Source organism: Bradyrhizobium sp. CSA207, from assembly GCF_029051685.1.
Classification (GTDB): Bacteria; Pseudomonadota; Alphaproteobacteria; order Rhizobiales; family Xanthobacteraceae; genus Bradyrhizobium.
Genome location: NZ_JAACFT010000056.1, coordinates 1 through 21130, shown reverse-complemented (window position 1 = coordinate 21130; position 21130 = coordinate 1). Strand labels below are relative to the sequence as shown.

At 58.5% G+C, this 21130-nt stretch carries 13 protein-coding genes and 2 pseudogenes; 8 read left to right on the top strand and 7 right to left on the bottom strand.

Going from position 1 to position 21130, the window contains the following annotated elements; genetic code table 11:
* Position 1: 1 nt before the first annotated feature.
* Genes nodI through GWG65_RS37555 form a run of 7 tightly spaced genes read right to left on the bottom strand, consistent with a single transcriptional unit; the run spans position 2 to position 6353 of the window.
* Positions 2 to 916, bottom strand: coding sequence for a nodulation factor ABC transporter ATP-binding protein NodI (nodI, locus tag GWG65_RS37585; RefSeq protein WP_275200441.1), 915 nt, complete (start codon positions 914 to 916; stop codon positions 2 to 4).
* Between the two features lie 4 nt (positions 917 to 920).
* On the bottom strand, positions 921 to 2633 hold the full coding sequence (nodU, locus tag GWG65_RS37580) for a nodulation protein NodU (protein WP_275200440.1): 1713 nt from the start codon (positions 2631 to 2633) through the stop codon (positions 921 to 923).
* Between the two features lie 11 nt (positions 2634 to 2644).
* The gene (gene nodS, locus GWG65_RS37575) at positions 2645 to 3274 is read right to left on the bottom strand and encodes a nodulation methyltransferase NodS (RefSeq protein WP_275200439.1); all 630 of its coding nucleotides are present in this window, start codon (positions 3272 to 3274) and stop codon (positions 2645 to 2647) included.
* A 24-nt stretch (positions 3275 to 3298) separates the two neighbouring features.
* Positions 3299 to 4657, bottom strand: coding sequence for a chitooligosaccharide synthase NodC (gene nodC, locus GWG65_RS37570; RefSeq protein ID WP_275200438.1), 1359 nt, complete (start codon positions 4655 to 4657; stop codon positions 3299 to 3301).
* Between the two features lie 15 nt (positions 4658 to 4672).
* Entirely contained in the window at positions 4673 to 5311 is a 639-nt protein-coding gene (nodB, locus tag GWG65_RS37565; protein WP_275200450.1) for a chitooligosaccharide deacetylase NodB, read from the bottom strand.
* Positions 5312 to 5325: 14 nt separating this feature from the next.
* Positions 5326 to 5958: a NodA family N-acyltransferase gene (locus tag GWG65_RS37560; RefSeq protein WP_148743368.1), complete on the bottom strand. Its 633-nt coding sequence runs from the start codon at positions 5956 to 5958 to the stop codon at positions 5326 to 5328.
* On the bottom strand, positions 5955 to 6353 hold the full coding sequence (locus GWG65_RS37555; RefSeq protein ID WP_235940333.1) for a response regulator: 399 nt from the start codon (positions 6351 to 6353) through the stop codon (positions 5955 to 5957). The genes GWG65_RS37560 and GWG65_RS37555 overlap by 4 nt, the downstream gene beginning before the upstream one ends.
* A gap of 463 nt (positions 6354 to 6816) precedes the next feature.
* Between GWG65_RS37555 and GWG65_RS37550 the strand changes: the two genes are divergently transcribed.
* The 8 genes and pseudogenes from GWG65_RS37550 to nodC (GWG65_RS37515) form a co-directional block, all read left to right on the top strand.
* On the top strand, positions 6817 to 7761 hold the full coding sequence (locus tag GWG65_RS37550; RefSeq protein WP_275200437.1) for a LysR family transcriptional regulator: 945 nt from the start codon (positions 6817 to 6819) through the stop codon (positions 7759 to 7761).
* A 2659-nt stretch (positions 7762 to 10420) separates the two neighbouring features.
* On the top strand, positions 10421 to 11140 hold the full coding sequence (locus tag GWG65_RS37545) for a MerR family transcriptional regulator (RefSeq protein WP_187436281.1): 720 nt from the start codon (positions 10421 to 10423) through the stop codon (positions 11138 to 11140).
* Positions 11141 to 11796: 656 nt separating this feature from the next.
* Complete coding sequence (locus tag GWG65_RS37540) at positions 11797 to 12909, top strand: branched-chain amino acid ABC transporter substrate-binding protein (protein ID WP_275200436.1); 1113 nt, start codon at positions 11797 to 11799, stop codon at positions 12907 to 12909.
* A gap of 677 nt (positions 12910 to 13586) precedes the next feature.
* Complete coding sequence (hisC, locus tag GWG65_RS37535; RefSeq protein ID WP_275200449.1) at positions 13587 to 14663, top strand: histidinol-phosphate transaminase; 1077 nt, start codon at positions 13587 to 13589, stop codon at positions 14661 to 14663.
* A 217-nt stretch (positions 14664 to 14880) separates the two neighbouring features.
* On the top strand, positions 14881 to 15909 hold the full coding sequence (locus GWG65_RS37530; protein ID WP_275200435.1) for an LLM class flavin-dependent oxidoreductase: 1029 nt from the start codon (positions 14881 to 14883) through the stop codon (positions 15907 to 15909).
* A 1264-nt stretch (positions 15910 to 17173) separates the two neighbouring features.
* Positions 17174 to 17524 (top strand): hypothetical protein, encoded by a 351-nt coding sequence (locus GWG65_RS37525; RefSeq protein WP_275200434.1) that lies wholly within the window; start codon positions 17174 to 17176, stop codon positions 17522 to 17524.
* Between the two features lie 1033 nt (positions 17525 to 18557).
* Positions 18558 to 18875: pseudogene (locus GWG65_RS37520) on the top strand (chitooligosaccharide deacetylase NodB); the annotation flags it as partial.
* A 14-nt stretch (positions 18876 to 18889) separates the two neighbouring features.
* Positions 18890 to 20110: pseudogene (gene nodC / locus GWG65_RS37515) on the top strand (chitooligosaccharide synthase NodC); the annotation flags it as partial.
* Between the last annotated feature and the right edge of the window lie 1020 nt (positions 20111 to 21130).

Here is a 21130-nt window from a genome sequence, read left to right as displayed (position 1 = left end):
TTCAGTCCTTCATCTCTCGACCGGTTAGCCGCAAGAAGACATCCTCCAGATTTGGAGGACGCTGCAGAAGGCGAAGATCCGTGCGTTTGGCAAGCCGGACGCGCACCTGCTCTGGATCCGTGACATAGCAGAACAGCGTCTCCCCGCTCACCTCAGCGCGCTGCACGTGGGGTCTGACCAGCGGCAGCAGTTCATGCGGATTACCGCCGTAAATCTCGATTACTTGGCAACCGATCTGCTGCTCGATCAGCGCGTGAGGCCGGCCTTCGGCAATCTTACGGCCGTGCTCAAGCACACACAGGCGATCGCACAACCGCTCCGCCTCTTCCATGAAATGCGTGGTGAGAAGAATCGTTTTGCCGCGCGCTAATAGCGAGCGCAAGCGTTCCCAGATCAGGTGACGGCCGTGCGGATCAAGGCCAGTCGTGGGCTCATCAAGCACCAGGAGCTGCGGGTCGTTAATGAGGGCACGAGCTAGCGTCAGTCGCCGCTTCATGCCGCCGGACAGTTCGGCGACGCGAGCATCCGCCTTGTTCTCCAGGCGGGCGAATTCGAGTAACGCCGGCGTGACCGCTTTGATCTCGGCCGCGCTCATGGCGAAGTAGCGCCCGAAAACGAGCAAGTTTTCGCGGACCGTGAGCTGAAGATCAAGGTTGTCGAATTGTGGGACAACCCCGATGCCGCTGCGCGCCAAGCGCGCACGTGCCGGCACCGGCTCGCCAAGGACGCGGATCTTACCTGCGTCGGGCGATGCAACACCCAGGATCAAACGTGCAAGCGTACTTTTACCCGCGCCGTTTGGTCCCAGCAGACCGAAGCACTCTCCCGGCGAGACCGTAAACGAAAGAGCGTCCACGACGACCCTGTCGTTGTAGGACTTGCTCACCTCGAAAAGGTCGACTGCCGCGGTTGACATTTGCTTACGCCATCGCGACGGACGTTGTTCGCGCCGCTTCCTCGCTCGCGCCCTTTTTCGTCCAAAGCAGGCCGTCACACCATACGTGATCGACGCGTCCCCACTGGCACGCGGCGGCAGCATCCGGGAAGAAGCCGCGTCCATGCAGATTGGCGCTGGTATTGCAAAGCAGCGGAATGCCTGTGAGCTTCTCGTATTCGATGAGAAGCTCGGCCACTTTGTGCTCAGAGGCTCTGGAAACGGTCTGTAGCCGGGCAGATCCATCGAGATGCACGACAGCGGGAATTTTGTTCCGCCATTCCGGTCTCGTCTGGTGATCGAACAGCATGTACGGATCGGGTATTCCAGGGCTAAAAATCTCCGCCGCGCGATCCTCCAGGCATATCGGCGCTACCGGCCTGAAATGCTCGCGAAGTTTGATGTCGTTGAGATGATCTTTCATTCCTTTCCAGCTCGCAGCCGCGAGAATGCTTCTGCCGCCCAACGCTCGTGGTCCGAGCTCGGCACGCCCGGCAAGGAAGACCACGGGCTTGTCGCTCGCGAGGATTGCCGCAAGTTCGCCCATAGTGCAGGGCGCGCTCTCCCATTCGGGCGGGACTTCGCTCGGACGAACGGCCGGTCCAGCGTAGACCGACCATTCCAGGGCTCTAAAGCCCTGCTGTGCCGCCAGTGCAGAGCAAGCAGCACCGATGGCTGAGCCGCTGTCGTTCGGAAAGGGCGGCACCCACACGACATCGAACAGGCCCGTCGCACGAAATGCACTATTCCACTTGATATTCAGGCCGCAGCCGCCGGCTATGCAGAGGTTACGCGCCCCCGCAAGATCCGAATGCCGCTCCACAACATCAGCAATTGTGCGAACCAGCAGACGCTCTAGAAAGACGTGAAATGATGCAAGGACGTCTTCGGCTTGCTTGGCCTTCAATCGCAGTGCGCACGCGTCGAAGAAGTCGTGCAGAGCTTCAAGTGGCGATCGTGAGCTGTTGATCTGTGCAAGCTCAGGACAGGCGCCATCAGCATCCGTGGCAAAGTGCGCCTGATAAAGCTCCTGAAACGTCTTAATAATGTCCTCGTCGGGCGCTCCCAGCGCGATATAGGCCATCAGCTTGCCGGCAATACCGAGATCCCAGCTGGTCCGGTCGGCCCGCCTGTAAGGTCCAAAGTGATGTCCTGCCGTCGCATAGGCGTGGCCTATCATCGGAAACAGGCACTCGATGAACCGGATGCAGTGGGGCTCGACATGATAGAGGCGTGGAAACATGCAGCCGTCCCACACCAAGCAGAGAGCAGATTGTGCGGATTTGGCAAACGAGCTGGTGCAGTATGCGGATGCTACGTGCCCGGTGACATGGGGATAGCTTTGATAGGGATATAGCTTCCCATCAAGCATGAGGCCGATGCGATCGCGGGACGTCAGGGGACTATCGCCTTGGCCTTCGACATACGGCGCGCCCTTGAGCTTGACGGTCGTCGTCCCACTAAGGACTTCAAACTGCGATTCGAACTCTCCGTCCCAGCCATCAATGACGAACTGATCGACATCGCTTGGATCCAGCCCGTGCTCCGCCAAGGCGCTAACAACGGAATCCAGGTTGTCGATGGTTTGATAACGCGAATTGTTGTTGAGCTTCTCCTGCTCGACGCAAAACACCACCCGGCCGTCCTCGATCAGAGCGACTGCCCCGTCATGCGTCAACTTGATACCGCAGATACGCATAGTGGCTCCTTTCAAGCTCGGCCGTTGGGAGGGATCGAAGATCGCCCCGGATTGCGAAAGCGGACCAACAAGCAGTCTTCGTCAGCCGACTGCCCCTGGCACTGCACGCGTTCGACCTCAATGAGCGCTTCAGTCAAAATCGCGATGACCGTCTCGGCACCAGCGACATGCCCCCATCGCCTACAGGTGGCATCACGTGCAGATCCGAAGACCAGATGCCCACCTGGAGCAAGCATCTTCACCATGTTGTCGATTGCGGTACGGATTTGTGTCGTGTCTTCGAGATAGTAGAGAACTTCGGCGACCACGATCAGGTCGAACAGCTCTTCGGTCGAGAACTGCAGAATATCGGTCGCCGCCCAGCTGATATGCGACCACCTCTTGGTCCGCTGGACCGCTCGACCGATCGCTCGCGGCATAACATCGATGACCGTGAGCCGTTTGCAGTGAGGAGCAAGCTTCTCTGTGAATGCACCGGCCGCGCACCCGATCTCGAGGCCGGTTGAGACGGCGCCGTTCGACAGCGATAGCCGTAGCAATTGGGTGTGACGCTCACGTTCGAACGGATTGTCGTCAAGCCGCCACGGGTCATCGTTAGCCAGCTCCCGTTCCAATAACTGATATGTCTTGTCCACGCTCACCACTTAATTCCCCTACAAAATTGCTCAGTCAGTCTCGGCCGCAATGCCATCCGGCGCGATCAGCTGCGAGGGAGCGCGCGAAAGACCTGCCCTGCGAATTGAGCCAAGCGTTTCCGATCCCGGGTTCAGGTTTGGTCCAGTTGTCGCGTCTTCGATCGAGGCCTTCGATTCATCTACGTCTGATGATTTCGCTATTTTGCGCGAGAGCCAGTCGCTGTTGCTCAAGGTACAGAGCGCATAGGCTTTCATCGGGAGCAGGAGGAAGATGTTGATCGGGGTGTGCAGCGAGAAGCCGAGAAAGCGAAGCTCGCCGGCGCGAAGGGCTGCCACGCTGCATCGAATCATCGTCATCGCGACGATGGTCAGACCGGTCCACCAGGGCACGGTGCCCGTGAGCGCGAGCTGAGCGAGCGCGGCAATCGATGAGATGGCGAGCAGCAGCGGCCCGAGGTTCTGTCCGAGCACATCGAGCGTGAGGTACCGATCGAGGCCGGGCAGCAGGTGCAAACCGAGCAGCGTGTCGCGGTAGGTGCTCCGCGCCCAGCGGAGCTGTTGCCGCAGATATGGCAAGAGCCTGTCCGGGACCACCGTGGCGGCGATGGCGTCCGGAACGTACTCGGTTCGAAACCCTGCCTTGAGCATGAGGATCGTCAGATGGCGGTCCTCACCGAAGTCGCTCGGCTTTCCCCGGAAGAACTGCGTCTCGTACTGGTCGAGCAGCAACATGAGCGCGGAACGGCGGTACATGGCACAGGGCCCGCAGCAGCACATGACGGCACCGAAGCGCGTCTGCGCCGCGCGCTCCTCGTTGCAAGCCAACCAGTACTCCATGTCGATCAATCGGGTCAGCCAGCTGTCCTTCCGGTTGCTGGCCGTCAATTGACCCATGGCCGCGCCGATGGCTGGATCCTGCATCTTGCATACGAGCTTGCTGACCACGTCGGGGGCGATTTCCGTGTCGGAATCGACGTTGAGCACGAGATCGCCGAAGGACCGGCGTATCGCGGCGATCTGCGCCTTACGCTTTCCAACGTTGCTTGGCAGCAGAATGACGTTGAACCTCGGGTCATATGCGTAGCTCGCATGGACCGGGGCCACTGCACCGACATTTGCAGAGCCGTCATCGACCACATAGACCTGCAATCGCCCTGGGTAGTCCTGGCGTGCGATAGACTTCAGGCAGGCCGCCAGCGTGCGCGGGTCCTCGTTGAAGCAGGGCACGATGACATCCACGCTGGGCAGAGCACCGGTGTCAACCGGGTCATACGGCGGCAATGCGGCGTCCGTTCGCAGCGCATAAAGCGCCTGCGCGCTCTTGTGGACGCTGGAGAGCAACGCGTAGGAGGTAACAGCAACGGTGCTGATGGTGGCAAGCAGGCTCATGGGAATTGATCTATTTCAGTGAGGTTGAGGGAGTGACCGGATTGCAAATCCACGGTCATGCAGTGCTGGAATGAGCTGGGCGAGCGCCGTCACAGTCTGGTCGCGCCGACCAGCATGAGGGCAGCGTCCTAACTCGTCGGGAGGGCATCCGTCGTGCAGGAGCACGACTGCCCCCGGCCGGGCCGAGGCCAGCACCGCGCCAACGATCGACTCGACGCCGGGACGAGACCAGTCTTGCGGGTCGACTGACCAGTGCAGAGCTGCCAGTTCGGCCTTCGCCGATGCGGCGAGGGCCTCGTTGGTCCAAATCCCATACGGCGCACGCATGTGCCGCACAGAGGCTCCGGGGCAGGCCATTCCGATGACCTTGTTCGTCGTGAGGATCTCGTACTCCACCTCATCCGGCATGCATTTGGACAATTCCGGGTGCGTCATTGTGTGGTTTGCGATTTCGTGCCCTTCTGCAATGACGCGCTGGATCAGCTCCGGCTGGCCCGCTGCATATGCACCGATGACGCAGAAGGTGGCGGGGGCCCGATGCTGCGCCAGCACATCTAGGATAGCCGGCGTGCAAAGCGGGTTGGGACCATCATCAAAGGTCAGATAGACGCAGTGCTCTCCGCCGGCGTCGGCGTAGTCGCTCCGCGCAGTCACGTTCTTGGGCGACGTCACAGCTCTGGCCCGTTCCGTTCAATCATCTCACCGGCCGGCCATTCGCTCATAGGTTTCGCAATCGGCAGAACGAGGACGACCACGTCCTCCACGCGCGTCGGAGGCACAGTGAGATGGATATCCGGGCGAGCGGACCGGACGCGGAATCCTGGCAGAACAGTCGCCAATCCCTGTCGCCCGAGCAGCCTGGTAATATGTTTCTGCAGGGCAGATCGGACCGTGCCAAAGCCGAACGGCACGCCAAGATCTCGCAATACAGGATACATCACGCGGATGGAGTGGGTGATTCCGAGCCCCTCGAGATCCGGGCGCACCCCGTACAATCCGAGTTCAGCCACGAGCAGATCGATCTCACCGACTTTTATGAAGCGGCGCAGTGCGCCGATGTGGATCGCGACGCCACGATCATCGTAGCCGATTGCCCGAATCTCAGGCCTTGCGCCGGCCCAGCTTCGATGACCTTCAAAGGGCTTTGCGTTGAATTCCCCGGTCGGGCCATAGGTCTTCCGGAAGAAGTCCGACAATTCAATATGGTCGGCAAGTTGTAGCTCATTCTCCCAGCACAGCCTCCAACGAACTGGAGGGCGCGCCGAAACACCTCGTGTGGATACGGGCGCGATCATGTTCATAGAGAGTAATTCCTGTTCGTTATCTGGCTCCTGACGCAGGCCAGCAGTTCGCTACGTTCGAAAGGCTTGCCCAAGAACTGGAGTCCAGCTTGCAGGACGCGCCTCACATCGTCTTGGGAGTGGTCTGTAAGCAGAACGGTGGGAATCGCGCCTCCGGATGCAATCAGATGATGGAAAAGCTCAAGGCCACTCATCACGCTCGACTGCATGTCGGCGATCAAGCACGACGTGATCAAACGGCGGCCTGATTTCAAGAACCCGTCTGCGCTCTCGAATGGTTCGGGCACGTAACCTGCGGAAAACACCACATCCGTGAGAGCTTCACGCACTGACTGATCTGCGTTCACAATGGAGACGACGTCGAGCGTGTGCGCAACTCGCATCAGATTCGCCAAGGACGCCTTCACTTGCATGTTCCGCACGATTTCACCCCAACAAGGACGCAATCCACTCGGATGCGACCACAACACATTCGGCACCTGCAACCGGAGGGGGCCGACTGGAAGGAAATCTACGGCCAAGTTGAGCGTTCGCTCAATTCTACGGCTGTACACGGCTGGTATAGAATGGGTTGGCGAGGCCATACGAAGGTTTGCTCGTCGTATACACCAACGCAAGTTTGCAGATCCCCACCGTCGTGGAGCGAGATATGGCTTGCACAACACGCGCGAAACTGCGACCGCACGGTGCAGACGTGTTGATCGATCCCTTGCGCTGGGCTGAGACGCGCAACGAGTTGTAACCATTCGGATAGATCTGACTTCTCGCTAAACTCGCGTTTTGCTATCCTCATTCGGTACAAATGGTAAAATCGATTGTATCGATAGAACACATTCACACCGTGGATCACTCAGGATTATGCGTTTCAAGGGCCTCGATCTGAATCTCCTCGTCGCGTTCGACGCCCTGGTGACGCAAGGCAATCTCACGTCGGCGGCAAGAAGCATCAACCTCAGTCAACCTGCCATGAGTGCCGCCGTCGCGCGGCTTCGCACTTACTTTCGCGATGAGCTATTCACGATGAAGGGCCGGAAGCTTGTCCCAACCCCGCGCGCTGAAGCGCTCGCAGCCCCGATTCGCGAGGCTCTCGCTCACATTCAGCTCTCCATTATTTCTCCGGACGATTTCAATCCGTCTCAATCGAATCGGCGATTCAGGATCATCCTGTCCGACTTCATGACTGTCGTGTTTTTTCGACGAATCGTGGACCGCGTCGCGCGGGATGCTCCTAGAATCACTTTCGAGTTGCTGCCCCCCTCAGAGGAACCCGATGAGCTTCTCCGGCGCGGTGAAGTCGATTTTCTCATGTATCCGGAGATGTTCATGTCGAGTGCGCATCCCAAGGCGACGCTGTTCGAGGACAACTTTGTTTGCGTGGGCTGCCCCATGAACAAGCAGCTAGCGCCGCGACTTACGTCCGAGAAGTACATGTCGATCGGGCACGTGGAAGCTCAGTTTGGGCGCTTCCTGAGGCCCTCGTTCCACGAATGGCTCTTGCTCGAGCATGGTTTCAAGATACGCACCGAGGTCGCTGTGCAGGGTTTTGGTATGATTCCGCCTATGTTATTGGGCACCAATCGTATTGCGAGCATGCCCTCGAGACTCGTCAGCCATTTCGCAAAGACGATGCCCCTGCGGGTTATTGAACCTCCGCTGCGACTTCTCACATTCACCGAGGCCGTCCAATGGCCCGCCATTCATAATACTGATCCTGCAAGCATTTGGATGCGCAACATATTCTTGCAAGAAGCAGCGATGATGGTCTCTCCGTCCGAGACCGGCCAATGTCACGGCACGTTCTAGGATTGTTCGGCCGTTTGCGACCTCTCCGTTAACCAGATCTACGCCAGGCTCGAAGCTCCGGTCCTCTGACTGGTGTTCGGGATGGTCGACATTGGCGCGCTCGAGCGCAGTTTGATCGGGACGCAGGCGCTATTGATCTCGCGCTGCCGTTACGATCTTGCGCTCATACAGCTCGCTCGGCGGCGCTCCGCAATGACTTTCCGCTGATCCGGACGGGCTGCATCGCACCGTTCCACGTGAGCCAAGTTCAGAGCTTGCGAAATGATCTGGCCAATCAGGTGAACGATATCCGGCCTCAGCACTAAAAATCCCTTGAATCGCACACCGCGTCAGGTTGTAGACCAACACCTGCGATCGAGGCTGCAACGTGGACGCTGGTAGCGCACCCGCGCAGCTCTCCGCCTGACGGTGGGCGTTCTCCTTACCGTCAACTGTCCCGGCGATCGAAGTAATGCCGAAGCACGCCAGTAGCTAGACGTCCAGGTGGCGGGCGACCTACAAGGGCGATGCCCGCTCGTTCGCGTCGAAACAACTTGTTCTGCCGAACGCCAACGCCGTCCACCGTCGCGCCCGCAAAGCCCAACGCGAGCTGACGTAAACTCGGGGGAGCGGAACCTGCAAGTGAGAGGTATTGCGCAAGGCTGGAATGGAGGTTGGGACACGTCATCTCAACAGTGCTTATCTTACTCTTATTGTCCTCGATCCGGCATGATCGAGCGTAACCGCAAAGTCGCTGGCCGCAGGCTCAACCTGGATCCGCCGGCGATGAACTCGCGGCATTGTCCCGCTGCGCGCGTGTTTCGCTGGTGAGTGTTTATGAGACGACGGCAACTGTGCCAATGTCCTCGCACGGAACGGAAAGACTCGCCGCTCCCATTCGCCAAGCCCTGCTCCACCTACAGCTTTTGATCATTTCGGCCGACATTTTCACCCAAGCCAAATCGGATCATGCGTGCGGGGTCCTTCTTTCGGACCTCGCGACCAGTCGTGTTCTTTCGAAAGTGCCGTGGCGTGACGCGCGACGCCACCGCCGTCGGTCTCGAGTTGCTGCCCCTCACCGCTGAAGGGCTCCTCCGGCGCGGTAACATGATTTGCCTATCTTACCCGAAGCATCTATGTCCAGCGCGCGCACGCCAAAGCGATACTGCTCGAGGATGGAATTGAGTGAGTGAGCTGCCGGACAAGCAAGCCAATACCGCGACAGGAGAACTTCGAGCCTTATGTTTGATAGGATACTTGCGGCGAATTCGCCAGACACTGGCCCCCCAGATTCGAGGGGTAGCTTTGGCTTGAGCATGGTCTTAAGATGCGCATTAAGATCCTCGTCCAAGCTATAGCATCATCCTCCTTTGCTATTGCGGACCCGTATAGCGCGGCTGCCGGCAAGGCTCGCCAGGCTTTGTGCAAAGACAGTGCCGCTACGGATCCTTGCACTTCTAGTGCATTGCATCTGGCGAGGCCGTCCGATGTACTGCGCTCCGCGACACTGATCCGGCACAGGTCTGGATATGCGAGTTATTGCTGTAGGAGCCATGGCACGTCGTCGTTTCGCCGGGCGTGGCCGCGCTGTGCCGGGGGCACCCGTAGACCCGTTTTGAGCGCCTCCACGTCCAGCGGATGCCGGAGTGCTCCTTCGAGACTCGGTCCTCAATCGCGAGCAACGTTTCGCCAGCCGCGCGAGATGCGCTTGCGTTGAGATGCATGCCGGGAATGGTTTTGAGGCCCGCCTTCTCATTCTCCCGACGCTTTGCGGCCGCGGACTTGCGCCATTAAAGAGCAGCCATCATCTTGTGGCACTCCAAAAACAGATGTAGCCATGCGCGAGCAACGCCTTCGCGCCCACAATGCCATCTCAACTGGACTAGCAGAGTGTTGAAAACGCTGTTAGGCGCCGAGCCGGCGGCCGCGCCACGACGTGGTGGCAGAACTGATCTGCGATGATTGACCAATCAACGCCCGGCTCAACGATAGACATTACAGCAAGGATTGCGATCGAAAGATGCCCATCTGATCAGATCAGATCAGATCAGTACTGTGTCTGGGTCCGCCGTTTCGTGAAGCAGGATCTTGAGATCAAGCGGAGCTGCATGCACCTGTGTTCGCTTCTCGTGCCGATCAGACAGCAGATGGCCACCGCTGCGGCAGCATCCAGGAGACATTGCACAGTTTCAGCTAGCGCAGTCTTGGACAAAAGTAAGCACACGCCGTGTTGCACAACGGCATCACGCGACCCCTCCCTGTCGCATTCTTTCGCGCACGTCGCCGGTCCGTCTCGTTTTTGCCCCACCACGGCCAAACGGCTTCGTCACGTGCGGCGCGAGTGCGACAATGAAAGGAGCCTACTCTTGGATGAGTCGAGTGGAGTCTACGATCCGGAGGATCTCGCGATGTTGGGACACCTTTTTGATCAAGCAATCACATGTTTACCGACATGCATGCGAACCAGCGAGAACCGCGCGGCGATCGCTAGACTTGTTCTGCAACGCGCAGCGAGGGATGAATTGGGGTCGCTGGCGACCTTGATGCTTGCACTTGTCTCGGCCGCTTGATCAACAGCGTGCTCTCAGTCCTTCGGTTCGCAAAGAGACGCATCATCTAGATCATTGAAATAACTTGATTCTCACGTGACGTCAGGTTGTAGGCTTGAAAATTGAGGACCATGACAAACGCCACACCACGACGGCGCCGATGGCGCATTGGAGAACTTGCAGAGGCGACCGGCGTAACGGTACGCACTCTGCATCACTACGAACATACCGGGTTGTTGACCGTCTCGGAACGTACCGATGGCGGTCACCGCATGTACGATCGCGAAAGCCTACAACGCGTCTCTCAGATTCGCGCGCTGCGTGAGCTTGGCTTCTCACTTCCTGAGATCCGCAAAGCAATCGAGGGGCGGACGTCTCTCACGGATCTGTTGCGCAATCATCTGGAACGGATTGAACTTCAAGTCGCGCGGACGACGTTATTAAGGGACCGATTGCGCAATATGACGACGCAAAGTGAGACACAAGTCAGTGTCGACGAACTCCCGGCCACGTTGGATGCAATGTCACGGATCGAGAAGCGCACCCCCTCGGCCATCTGCACATGCGCCTCTAACGCTAGCCGCGAAGATCGGTGGCGGAAGATTCGCGACGAGCTACGAAGCTGCATGGATCAGGACGAGCCTCCATGTAGTGAGCGGGCAAATGCAGTCGCGCGTCAGGCCCGTTCGCTCCTGACCGAGATCGCAGGAGTTGATTCGACTGTCTCAATGATACTCAAGGTGCTGACGCGATTGACCGAACCACACAATCTCGCCGGCTGGGATGCGAGCCTCATGCGATACCTCGATCTGGCCCTCGCCGCGCTGGAGGATCAGCTGGGACAGAATTGACGAACCCGGTTGCGCACGCTCTCGGTGTCGGAATGTCTCTAGACCCAATGAGTCGATAGTGACTCTTCAATTCTGACTGACAAGATCGTTGGCCTGTAGCACTTCCTCTCCCACTCTCCATTTTTGGCACTCATTGGGTCTTTCGCTCTTGTGTATCTTTGGCAAACAACCTCGACGAGCAAGCTTCGAAGTACTTGATTCGCACGTAGCGTCATATTGTACCGTCTAACGCATCGTCGCAGCGGCGGGGCGGACAGACCGTCGGCTAGACTGAGGGAGATCCAATGATCGGCATCACTTTCGGAACCTCCCGGTGAGAGGCCTCGGCGACAACAAGTCGGCGGATGATCGGCCGGGCCTTTCAAGCGCCTCGTCGGCACACATCCGCCGAGCGCAGGAGATTGGCGAGTGTACCGGATACCGGCAGGATGTTCGATATTGGGTACTGTCAACGCCTAGAAAGACGCTCTCCTGACCAGTCCCGCAACGTCCATTCGTCCGTGCCCGCCCGATACTTATGGATGAAACCGGCAACAACTTAAGCCTGTTCGTACCAACCTGAGTTCGATTCAAACATCATTGCGCCGGACTACTGGTCGCCGCGTCATACCAACGGCGAAGCAGACCAAGACGTGGCGCGATATCGGGAGCTCCACATGTCGATTCTTCGCGTCCATAGGCTTGCAGCTGCTGCGCTCCTTTCCCTGATCTTGAGTTCGAGCGCCTTCGCAAAAGATGTTTACATTGCGGTAGCGGGCCCAATGACGGGAAGCACTGCGGCGCTGGGCGCGCAGATATACGACGGAGCGGCCGCGGCTGTGGATTCGATAAATGCATCGGGTCTGCTGCCTGACACGAAGCTCATATTGAGGATTGCCGACGACGCATGCGATCCCAAGCAGGCCGTCGCTGTTGCGAATCGCTTGACAACTGAGGGGATCAAGCTTGTCGTTGGGCACTTCTGTTCATCCTCGTCGATTCCGGCTTCAGATATATACGCCGAAGCGGAGGTGATTCAGATCTCACCTGGCTCGACGAATCCCCGCCTGACAGAGCGTGGCCTAACCACGCTGTTTCGGATTTGCGGCCGCGATGACCAACAAGGCCGGGTTGCAGCCGAATACATCGTGCGGCACCACCAAGGCGCAAAGATCGCGGTCCTCGACGACAAGAGCACAGCAGGCAAAGGCATCGCCGATATCGTTGAAGCGCGGCTTCATGCAGCTGGCGAGCACATTATTCGACAAAGCTATGTTGCCGGCGAGAAGGATTACACCGCTCTGGTTTCGAGACTGAAGAGAGAGGGAATCCAGATCCTCTATATCGGCGGCTATTACAACGAGATCGGCCTCATCGTGCGCCAAGCTGCGGAGGCGGGGGCACGCCTGACCGTGATCGCCAACGATCCGCTGATGACAAGCGACTTTTTGGCCATTGCCGGCGACGCCGCAAATGGCACGCTCTTCACCTTTATGCCGGACCCGACGAATAATGCTGCAGGGGCAGCCGCTGTCGCCAAGCTCAAGGGTTCGAGACTGTCTGCCGCAGGTTACACGCTCTACGCTTATGCCGCCGTTGAAGCATGGGCCGACTCGGTCAAACGGGCCGGCAGCTTCGATGCCACGCGGGTCGCTGCGGCGCTACGCTCGGAATCGATCGAAACGGCCATTGGCACGGTTCGATTCGACTCCAAGGGAGACAATGCCGCTCCTGGCTTCATCGTTTACCGCTGGCGCGACAATACCGTGGAAGCGGTCGAGCAGAACTGATCTCCCGCCCCAACACCGCACGGAGCGTTCGAATGATGAACCATCCTCGACATAGCGATTACGCGCTGCTCACGTGCATCGCAGTCGCCACAGTCGCAGCATTTCTCGCCTTCGCGGCAATGCTATCACAGCTGTCGTGTGCACCCGAACGGCCACCCGAAGAGTACGTTCCCATTCGCCTGGTGCCACTGCAGTGAGCACCCCTTCCACATTCGTGAGGCCGACGAACATCGGTACCTTCTTCCAGCTAGTCAAACTGATGCGCGCCTCGCTCTCGGCAGTGAGCTGTCAGCGCCTCTTCAGAAGGAACGTAGCTTGTGGCAAGATGTCAGCCGCGCGCAGTCAGTCTGCGGATTGTGCGAGTTCGAGCCAAGCGTTAGCAGCGCTGTTCGGCCGAGTGGACGTGGCGTTCCATCCCCTCGTAGAAACAGGTATTCGCTGGGATAACGCCGTGCGACGCCTGATCTGTACTGATCGCTACCGGACTTTGAGACGGGCTCTGATCCGGTGCGGCGCTTAGATCTAATTCCGCCTATGAACCCCCAACACTCACATTCATGCACGCCTTGCGCTTCCCGGCTCCGAATATAGCACGCGCCACGTAGGCTCGATGAACGCCGTGAACTGCTCGCGTCGACAAAAGGGAGAACACCAAATTGGATGCCAAACTGCAAGCTATGCTTTCCTCGCTCTCGCCGGTCGCACGCGAATTGGATGCTCTGCCCTCCGGGCGGCCCACCCCGGACAATGGTTGCGTGAAACTGAACACGAATGAGAACCCATTTCCTTTGCCAAGCATCGTGATGCGAAGCGCAATTGCAGCTCTTGAGTTGCAATACCTCTATCCGGAAGACGACAATGTCAGCTTGAGACAAGCGGCCGCAGCTGCCTATGGCATTGCAACTGATCGCGTGATGGCTGGCAATGGATCGTCTGAACTCCTCAGTCTCATTTACAGAGCCTTTCTTGCCCCGGGGGACGGTATCGCAATGATGTCGCCCGGCTTCTCGTTCAATCGCAAGCTTGCCATGTTGCAAGGGGCCCGCTTCATTGAAATTCCCTGGTCTGAACCTGACTGCTTGCCGATGGACGAGCTGCTTTTCGGTGCGGCTAAACATGCCAAATTCATTCTGCTGGCCAATCCGAACAATCCGACCGGAACCTTTGTTCCGCTCGCTGAGATCGAACGCCTCGTTATACGATCTGACCGATTGATCGTATTGGACGAAGCTTATGTCGATTTCGCACCTGAGGACGGCCTACGCCTTGTTGAGCGCCATTCGAATCTTCTGGTCCTGCGCACGTTTTCCAAGAGTTATTCCGCCGCTGGCATTCGCGTCGGCTTCGGTTTCGGCCATCCCGAGCTAATTGGGCGGCTTCGCAACATCCAGAATGTTTTCAACATGAATGTGGTCGCTCATGCGGTGGGCATGAGCGTCCTTGCGCATCGCGACGCCTACGAGGAGAACCATCGCCACGTTAGGCTTGAGCGGCAGCGCGTAGCGGCCGCCCTTTCAGAATTTGGGTTCTCTGTAACGCCTTCCCACGCGAATTTCCTCCTCGCCCGTGTGCCGGTAGGCCAAGGTGGCAGATGGTGGCAGGCGGCGTTGGAAGACCAGAAAGTCCTTGTTGCCTTCTTTCCGGATGCCGGCCTGCAAGAGTGCATTCGGGTTAGTATCGGTACAAAGCGCCAGATGGATGCGTTTCTTGCGGCTGTCGGCAGCATTCTTAAGAAAGTGGGATGCCGTGGCTAATGGCCCGTTCCACTCATGTCACAGATCCCCGTTCGTAATCGATCCGGCCCCACACATGATGCAGCTTCGCGACGCAGCCGGAGTCAGTTTTTATCCAGTCGGCGCATTACGAGCTGTTGAGGACGTCTTCGCAGCCTATGCAGCGCCTTGCCAGCGAGCGCCTCTTGCCCCCCGAAACCCAGCGGACACCGGTCCTCTCTACATAGGAGCTAACTGAGTGAGAAACGTTCTTCCCTCAAACCTGACCTGCGGCATCTTTGATCATCTTGACGAGGACGGCCGCGATATCGCCCGGCAATACGCGGACCGCCTCGCGCTGGCGGAGGTCTACGACCGGCTCGGTTTCTATGCCTATCATCTGGCGGAGCATCATTGCACTCCCCATGGACGTGGTCCATCGCCGAACTTGTTTCTATCGAGCGTCATACAACGCACACGGCGACTTCGCGTTGGTCCATTGGTCATGCTGCTCAACCTCTATCACCCGCTGCGTGCATTCGAGGAGATCTGCATGTTGGATCACCTGAGCAGCGGCAGGGTTGAGGTCGGCCTTGGTCGCGGCTCCCTACCGATCGAACTGAGCTACTTTGGGGTTGGAGCCGACGTTGCCTCGAGCCGTTACGAGGAAGCTTCCCAAATCTTCGTTAGCGCGATGAATGGCGGCCCGCTCTCATACCAAGGGCAACATTTTGCGCTGAACGACGTTCCTTTGACGCTTTCACCTCACCAGCGTCCTTGTCCCCCGACATGGATTGCTACAAATCGGCCAGAGTCTGCCCACTGGGCGGCGGCAAATGGCGCAAATCTGGCCTGCGTGGGGCCTTCTTCTGCCGTTCGCAAGGTCACCGATCGCTATCACGCTCATCGAAACGCGGAGCGTGACGCCAGCGGTTCAGCACCATTTCTCGCATTGCTCCGCATGGTCGTAATCGCGAGCTCTGAAGCAGCCGCCCGTTCCCTCGCCGCGCCAGCCTACGAAACATGGCTCAAGAGCTTTAAGTTCCTGTACGACCTCAATGACATCCCGCCTCCATCTAACCTACCCCTGACCTTGGATGCCGCAATTGAGAGTGAACTGTGCGTTGTCGGAACGCGCGCTTCGGTGCGCCAAACTCTTCTCGATCACGTGGAAGCGGCAGGCGCCAACTATCTTCTTTGCCAGCTCGCCTTCGGGTCTCTGACACTGGATGCCTGCCTCAATACGGCAACTGCGATTCACTCGGAGCTCATCGCGGCAGACCGCTGACGGTGAGCCAACAGCGAATTCCGATAAATTCGCCATTGACCCAGCAACAAATGGCAGCGCCGAGGCCGATGAATGCCGGAGCCGAATGCATCTATAAGGCCCCTCTTGCGGTCCAAACGGCTTCTACGCGGATTCGACCCTTTGGACTACATCACCAAACAGAAGGCGTAACGGCAATGAATGGCCTGTCCTTCACTTTGCATGCGTTGACACAACCCGAGCAGTGGCTTGCTTGGGCAGGTAAGTCGGCTCACGCTCGTTCCGCTTTGGCGCGCCGGTTCGTCGATCGCTTTCTACACGAATCCAAGGTGCGGCTTATTGCCCGAGCGGGCCTGTCGTGACTCGGTCCCGGCAGCGCTCCGCTCAAACCGAAGAAATCGCGCGTAAGCTCGAGATCGTGCTCGCAGAGTTGGCTTCGCTGCGCATTCTGCTGGCCGAGCACGGCATTAGCACCCCGCGACCTCTCGATGAGGACTACCTCACTGTTCAGCGGTTCGCGGTGATGAACCACATAAGCCCCGAAGCCGTGCTCTCTCGGATCCGCCGCGGCAAGTTACGCGCGGAGAAACGCGGTGGCCGGTGGTGGGTAAAATGCACGGTTTGCACAGCATAGCCGTGCAGCGACGAGGACAGTAAGACAGACGAAGTGAATCAATCCGAGATACGGACGCCGGCACAAGAAATGATATGTGCGTTTAAGTTAGCATTTCCTCTGAGCTCGACCAGACGGCCGATGGAGAGTCGAGAACGATCGAGGTCAACGTGGCGCACGATCAACACACCTCCGCCAGATCGGGAGGCTCAATCTCGATGTACCCATGCAATCACAAAACGCGTGGGCGCCCCGAGCACCGGGTATCGGATGACCACCGTTGCGTGACCGGGATCACTCAGTCAATTCCGCCTGAATAACAGAGCGATCCAGTGAACAAGCGGAAAAGCATTGGACGCCTGGCAGGAGAAGTCCAACTCCGATGCCGCTGGTGGTTTGTGGCAAACAGAACCACCCTCCACGTCGGTTTTCGACGTAAGCCACCGCACGGACCCGGGGTTACGGCCCGGAGCACAGGAAAGATAAATACCTTGCGCGCAAATCGGACGCTTTGCGAGCTCCCCTGAGCAACCTGCGTCTCACGCCCCTGGGGCGTAGCAGAAAAATTGTGTCCCAGTCATTCGCCTGTTTCAGGGGCGCCTCGCGCCGGTGTCAAACGGGCACAGATCTGATTTCGCTGGAACAGTCGCCAGAATCTGGCTGGAGAAGGAGATGGCAATGATGTCACAAAGACTGATGTCAGTCCTCAGTTCTATGGTAGCAGTCGAGCGTATGTTTTGGAAACTTCGAGAATTGATCGATGGAGACAGCTCGATCTCACCTGACGTTCGAGAGACGCTTCACGCAATGTTAGATGCAAAGCTTCTTTCCGCAAAAGATAAGATTATGAGCGACGCGCGCGCTGCGATCGACGCGACTCCTGATTTGCCGCAGGCGGTCCGCGACCGAGCATTCAGGTCGCTCGACTTTGCAACGAAAATGTTCATGAACAGCGAACCGCGCCGCGCTGAGGATACTCTTGGCCGAATCGGTATCTGCAGCGCTAATCCCAAGATGCATTGATCCATGCCCGCTCCACCCATCGCCCGCCGCAACACTTGGCTATGCACTATTGATGTTAGCCGAGGCGCTTCGATTGAGTTCCTGAGGAGCTTTGAAGCTCGTGGATTGGAGCGACAGCACCTCGCTAGTTGATGAATCTGATGAATCCACTGTCTCCCGGGGCCGGCAGGCTTGGTTGAAACCTGCCGAAAAGCTGCACACTCAGGTTCTTCTCGATCATCCAGAACCAGGCTCTCTCTGGCCATCTTTAGCGGTCCTCTGGGTCGAGCCAACGAGCGTATCCGCTCAACTCTGATCGAAAGGAACGGCCACTCGTCGTCATCGGGCAGTGGCGCGGGCTCGACTCTGTTCGTGGGAAGCGGCGCTTGAGTTGAATCAGCTCGAGTATCATGGTTCGCGTTTTCGCGCGATGGCCTCGATGCTTGGCGATGACCTTCACCGAACCGAAGGTCGCATGTTGAGCCATTCTTCGGTATGCGCCTGATCAATTGGATCAAGAGGATCGGCTCACCCACCCGACGTTGATGGATTCCTCTTGGCCCATCCGCAGCATGGATACCTCCCATCAAAACAATAGATTTTACCAATATTCTCCGAATCCACATAGCTAGCCGCCGGCTATAGCAAGGATGATTCAGGATAAGGCGCGTGACAACGTATTCGCGATTTTCAACGCAATGGGCGGATGACGAGTGATCGCCAGCACATGATCACCTCTTGCGTCCAGATAGAGGGAAGTCTTGGCCTCGCTATCGTGGCGCGCGCGAGCTGCTTGCATGCATTAATCTGTCTCCGACACCAGCCATGAGACAGCATGGGCAGCTCGCCTCCAGATCTCTAGCCAGCCTTAGCAGGAGCGGCGCAGCGCAAGCCGATAGCGAGAAGGGCGATCTAGCGCCGTTGGGTGCAGCGCTCTGGCAGCCTGATCCCGGATGGCTGCGCTTGACGCGCACCGGTCCGGCGTCGCCGTCGATCGCGAGTGCTTTGCGAGTCAACAAGGAACTGGAGTGTCTTTGATGCGGGCTCGTGGCCACGGCACATGCGTGCGCCGCACGGGATTTGGACCAAGGAGGCCCTCGCCGCGTCGGCGAAGGCCGAACTGGCGGCCCTGCACTGGTCAGTCGACCCGCAAGACTGGTCTCGTCCTGGCGTCGAGGCGATTGTTGCCGCGGTGCTGGCCGCGGTCCGGCCGGGGGCAATCGTGCTCCTGCACGACGGATGCCCACCCGACGAGTTGGGCCGCCGCCCTCATGCTGGTCGGCGCGACCAGACTGTGATGGCGCTCGCCCAGCTCATTCCAGCCCTGCATGACCGTGGATTTGCAATCCGGTCGCTTCCTCAACCTCACTGAATAGATCAATTCCCATGACCCTGCTTACCACCATCAGCACCGTTGCTGCTGCCTCCTACGCGTTGCTCTCCAGCGTCCATAAGAGCGCGCAGGCGCTTTATGCGCTGCGAACCGACGCCTCACTGCCGCCGTATGACCCGATCGACAGCGGTGTTCTGCCCAGCGTGGATGTCATCGTGCCCTGCTTCAACGAGGACCCGCGCACGCTGGCGGCCTGCCTGAAGTCTATCGCACGCCAGGACTACCCAGGGCGATTGCAGGTCTATGTGGTCGATGACGGCTCTGCAAATGTCGGTGCAGTGGCACCCGTGCACGCGAGCTACGCATATGACCCGAGGGTCAGTGTCATTCTGCTGCCAAGTAACGTTGGCAAGCGTAAGGCACAGATCGCCGCGATACGCCGGTCATTCGGCGATCTCGTGCTCAACGTCGATTCCGACACCGAACTCGCCAGCAACGTGGTCAGCAAGCTCGTACGCAAGATGCAAGATCAAGCCGTCGGCGCGGCCATGGGTCAATTGACGGCCAGCAACCGGAACGACAGCTGGCTGACCCGATTGATCGACATGGAGTACTGGTTGGCTTGCAACGAGGAGCGCGCAGCGCAGACGCGCTTCGGTGCCGTCATGTGCTGCTGCGGGCCGTGTGCCATGTACCGCCGCTCCGCGCTCATGTTGCTGCTCGACCAGTACGAGACGCAGTTCTTTCGGGGAAAGCCGAGCGATTTCGGTGAGGACCGCCATCTGACCGTCCTCATGCTTAAGGCGGGGTTTCGAACCGAGTACGTTCCGGACGCCATCGCCGCCACGGTGGTCCCGGACAGGCTCTTGCCATATCTGCGGCAACAGCTCCGCTGGGCGCGGAGCACCTACCGCGACACGCTGCTCGGTTTGCACCTGCTGCCCGGCCTCGATCGGTACCTCACGCTCGATGTGCTCGGACAGAACCTCGGGCCGCTGCTGCTCGCCATCTCATCGATTGCCGCGCTCGCTCAGCTCGCGCTCACGGGCACCGTGCCCTGGTGGACCGGTCTGACCATCGTCGCGATGACGATGATTCGATGCAGCGTGGCAGCCCTTCGCGCCGGCGAGCTTCGCTTTCTCGGCTTCTCGCTGCACACCCCGATCAACATCTTCCTCCTGCTCCCGATGAAAGCCTATGCGCTCTGTACCTTGAGCAACAGCGACTGGCTCTCGCGCAGACTGCCAGATTTGCCCGACGAAAATGGAAGGCGTGGCAACTTTTTGTACGCGGCCCCCAGAACCGATAAACCGAAGGAGATTGTTTGCACGTCGCGCATTCAGCACCTTGAGCACCGCATTGCTTTCCAATTGGAGGTCGTGGCTCAACTGAGCTGCCAGGACAAATTCGCGCTCGGAGCGGTCAAGCTGCTCGACGAACTCACAAGCGAACTGGTCGCGGCAAAACTGGAACTCGGCGCAATAGGCGAGGCGAGCGCCAGCAGGCGAACAGTCCCAGCGGAAAAACACGGTGACCTCTTCTATCCAGAAGACCTCCGTATCCTAGCTAAACTTTTCGACGAGGCAGTCGCAGCTTTACCGCCAGATCGCCGTACTATCGCCAATCGTACGCAAATCGCCAAACTTGTTCTAGCTCGTGGAACGACACGTGAAGTCAAGTCCGACCCAAATCATGGCGCCTGCGTTCTTGGCGATTTGATTGATCACACGTTCAACTCTTCCTCTTCTAATCAAATCGAGGTTTCGCCTAGCACCTGGCGGAATTCTGCGTAAGGCGTAGGTTAAATCACTCTAACGGGTAATAAGAAGACATCACCCCAGTTTTTGATGACCGGCGGTCCTTTCGAGATCGCCGAGCATGTGTATACAGGCAGCCTACTTTTCCTAACAGATTCGTCTCGTCAGCGGGCAGGCCGCGGGACAGGTGGCAGGACCACTTCTTCGGCATCCTCAAGGCAAGAACCCTGTAATTCAGGCCCTCGGTGCACTGCAATGCGACCGCCTGCAGGCCGCCCCGACGCAAATAGTGCAGGCGTCGTAACAGCACGCCGACTGCGCAGCGAGATGGCTAGCCTTGTCCACCTTTCAGCTGCCGCCGAACCTCATCTCCGTTCCCCCTAGCATTACAGTTGCCTTTTATGGAGCTTTCTGAATCCATGGGTAACCATGATTCGGAGGTCGTGGACGCCAGCAGCGTCGATCGAGGAGACGCTTGCGTTGTGGGCGGCGTCGCTTCGAGAGATCAAGAAACGGATACGTCCGTTGTTCACGCAA